The following is a 3,737-nucleotide window of genomic DNA, read 5'->3' as shown; positions in this document are numbered from 1 at the left end:
CGCGGCGGCGATGTAGTACGCCTTGTCCTCGGGCGAGATCAGCTTGAGGATCAGCCTGTGCTCTGCTGGTGCGGGGGCCGCGGTCGCCGCGGTCCTGCTTGGGCTTGCCGGGCTCGTCGTCGAGGCGCAGGGACAGGCCGATGCGCTGGCGTTGGACGTCGACCTCGAGGACCTTGACCTTGACGACGTCGCCGGACTTCACGACCTCGCGCGGGTCCTTGACGAAGTTGTGGGACAGGGCGGAGACGTGGACCAGGCCGTCCTGGTGGACGCCGATGTCGACGAACGCGCCGAAGGCGGCCACATTGGTGACGACGCCCTCGAGGACCATGCCGGGCTTCAGGTCGGCGACCTTCTCGATGCCCGCGGCGAATTCGGCGGTCTTGAATTCGGGGCGCGGGTCGCGGCCGGGCTTCTCGAGTTCGGCGATGATGTCGGTGACGGTGGGGACACCGAACTGCTCATCGGTGAAGTCGGCGGGGCGCAGGGCGCGCAGGGCCGAGCTGTTGCCGATGATCTCCTTGATGCCCTTGCCGCTGGCGTCGAGGATGCGCCGCACCACCGGGTACGCCTCGGGGTGCACGCCGGAGGTATCGAGCGGGTCATCACCCTCGCGGATGCGCAGGAAGCCCGCGCACTGTTCGAAGGCCTTGGGGCCCAGGCGCGGCACGTCCTTGAGTCCGGCGCGGCTGCGGAAGGGGCCGTTGGCGTCGCGGTGGGCCACAATGCTTTCCGCGATCGAGTTGGAGATTCCGGACACTCGCGACAGCAGCGGAACCGACGCGATGTTGACGTCGACGCCGACGGCGTTCACCGCGTCTTCGACGACCGCGCCCAGCGAGCGGGCCAGCAGGGTTTCGGAGATGTCGTGCTGGTACTGGCCGACGCCGATGGACTTCGGGTCGATCTTCACCAGTTCGGCGAGGGGGTCTTGCAGGCGGCGGGCGATGGAGACCGCGCCGCGCAGCGACACGTCAATATCGGGCAGTTCGGCCGAGGCGTAGGCCGAGGCCGAGTACACCGACGCGCCCGCCTCGGAGACCACGATCTTGGTGGGCTTGTTCTCGGGAATGCGCGAGATCAGTTCGGCGGCAAGGGCGTCGGTCTCACGCGAGGCGGTGCCGTTGCCGATGGCGATGAGCTCCACATTGAAGCGGGCGACCAGTGCGCCCAGCACGGCCAGGGACTTCTCGGTCTGCCCCTGCGGCTTGTGCGGGTAGATGACCTCGGTGGCCACGACCTTGCCGGTGGCGTCCACGACCGCGACCTTCACGCCGGTGCGGTAGCCCGGGTCCAGGCCCATGGTGGCGCGGGTGCCGGCCGGGGCAGCCAGCAGCAGGTCGCGCAGGTTGGCCGCGAATACGTCGACGGCGTCGCGTTCGGCGGACTGCCGCAACCGCATTCGGGTGTCGATGCCCAGGCTCACCTGCAGCTTGGTGCGCCAGGCCCAGCGCACGGTGTCCAACAGCCAGGTGTCGGCGGCGCGGCCCTGCGCGGCGATGCCGAACTTGAGCGCGATGCGGCCCTCGTAGATGGAGCGCTCGCCGTCCTCGAGCTCCTCGGTGTCGGATTCGAGGTGCAGGTTGAGCACCTCTTCCTTCTCACCGCGCAGCAGCGCCAGGATCCGGTGCGAGGGCAGCTTCGAGAAAGGCTCGGAGAATTCGAAGTAGTCGGCGAACTTCGCGCCCGCCTCTTCCTTGCCCGGCCGCACGGTCGAGCTGACCTGCCCGCGCTCCCACATGAGTTCGCGCAGTTCACCGACCAGGTCGGCGTCCTCGGCGAAACGCTCCACCAGGATGGCGCGCGCGCCGTCGAGCTGTTCGGCGTTGTACTGGGCGGGATCGGTGGTCGGATCGTTCAGCAGCGCGTCGGCCACCGGCTCGTGCCCGGCCTCGCGCGCGATCTGCGCCTTGGTGCGCCGCTTCGGCTTGAACGGCAGGTAGATGTCCTCGAGGCGGGCCTTGGTGTCGGCGAGCATCAGCTGCGCGTGCAGCGCCTCGTCCAATTTGCCCTGGCCGCGAATGGATTCGATGATCGAGCCCCGGCGCTCGTCGAGTTCGCGCAGGTAGTGCAGGCGCTCATCGAGCGTGCGTAGCTGCGCGTCGTCGAGCCCGCCGGTCACCTCCTTGCGGTAGCGGGCGATGAACGGCACGGTCGACCCGCCGTCGATCAGCTCGACTGCGGAGCGCACCTGCTCCTCGCGCACCCCGAGCTCGTCGGCGATACGCCTGCCGACGCTGGCGATGCGAATGGTGCTCTCGGCACCCGTGGATGCTGCGCTGACGGTTTCGGAGGCTGTCGTCACGCCCGCAGACACTACCGCTACCCGCCTCCCCGCGACTTAAGCGGCCGACAGAGAGCCGTCGCAATTCCTGCATCCGTACCTGCGTCGGGTGCCGAAACAACTCTGGACGTCCCCGGTGAGTTACCCCGATCCTCACGAAATCAGTTGTTACGTTGCGCATATGAAACCCACGATCGCGGCTCGCGCCGCTCTCGCGGCGGCGGTGCTGGTGGGGGCGGCGGGGTGTGGTGCCCACGATTCGGCCGCGGCCGCGGACCGCCCGAGCGTGCCGAATCTGAAACTGGACGCGGTGCGGGCGCTCACCCTGGAACCGAACGACTCGTTCGGGGTTACCGCCGACGCGATCTACACCGTGGCGAACGGGGACGCTTTCGGCGTGGGTTCCGGTAGCGGAGCAAAGCTTTGGTGGATCCAGTCGCCCACCAAGCCGGTGGACAAGGACAAGATCCAGGTGCTCGACTCCGGCCGGGTACTGCTGCTCGGGTGGAAGGATCAGCCGGGCCTGACCGCCTATGACGCGAGCACCGGGCTACAGATGTGGCATACCGATGCCGAGCAGTGGTTCGAGGACGACGAGTCGACCGGGCAGTTCATCCACCGCAATCCACGCACAGGCGAGCAGAGCTGGAGTGTCGATCCCGCGACACTCGGGTGTGCGACGCCCTTGTCGGAAGAGCTTCCAGCGCTGTTCGGTACTGATGTCGTGGACCTGACCGAGCGACCGTCGCTCATCGACACCGCCGAGCGGCCCGGGATCGAGGTCTTCCGATGTGCCACGCCCGGAGGGAAATTCGCCGTCGGCGGCCTGGATCGGGCCACCGGCTCGACCGTCTGGCATCGGGAAGTGCCCGAGATGGGCAGCTTCCTCCGCGCGACGGGGCGGATCGGCACGGTGATATCCGGGGAGACCATCGAGACCGTCGACCTGACCACCGGGCACTCCCTCGGCAGCCGGAAAGGCAACCCGGACAAGGAACTTCGCATCACCCAGCCCGACGGCACGGCACTCGTCCTCGACAGTTCGGTGATGTCGGAGGACAAGGAGATGCGTCTGCTGGAGCCCGACGGCACCACTCGATGGACCGTGCCGCTGGATCCGCATCGCGAGGAACTCCAGCCGCTGATGACGAGTGCGGGGAATGCGATCTTCGCGGTCATGCGCCAGCCTGCGGACCCCGACTATCGGTCGTGGCTGCTGGCCTACGATCCGCGAACCGGCAAACGCAGCGCGGTGATCGGCCCGGGACCGACGGCCGCGGGTGAAAAGCCAACGCTCACTATGCCTTTGAACCTCGCACACCGCACGGTGCATCCCGCGCCGTGGGGCGTGCTGGTCGCCGGGCCCGACAATACCTACGCGACGATTCCGGTGGCCTAGTCCCTCGGCAGCAGATCGGGGCGGCGTTCGGCGGTGCGTTGCAGCGATTGTTCG

General features: G+C 68.0%; 2 protein-coding genes. One reads left to right on the top strand and one right to left on the bottom strand.

Annotated features, from left to right (window positions below):
* Window positions 1-2,251, bottom strand: a 2,251-nt coding sequence (locus ACWELQ_RS40745) for a Tex family protein (protein WP_452402334.1), incomplete at its 3' end; no start/stop codon positions are given.
* A gap of 214 nt (window positions 2,252-2,465) precedes the next feature.
* Here ACWELQ_RS40745 and ACWELQ_RS40740 point away from each other — a divergent pair.
* On the top strand, window positions 2,466-3,683 hold the full coding sequence (locus ACWELQ_RS40740) for an outer membrane protein assembly factor BamB family protein (RefSeq protein ID WP_452402333.1): 1,218 nt from the start codon (window positions 2,466-2,468) through the stop codon (window positions 3,681-3,683).
* The last annotated feature ends 54 nt before the right edge of the window (window positions 3,684-3,737 follow it).

This window comes from Nocardia sp. NPDC004722 (assembly GCF_053601505.1).
This window is presented reverse-complemented; position numbering and strand designations above follow the sequence as displayed.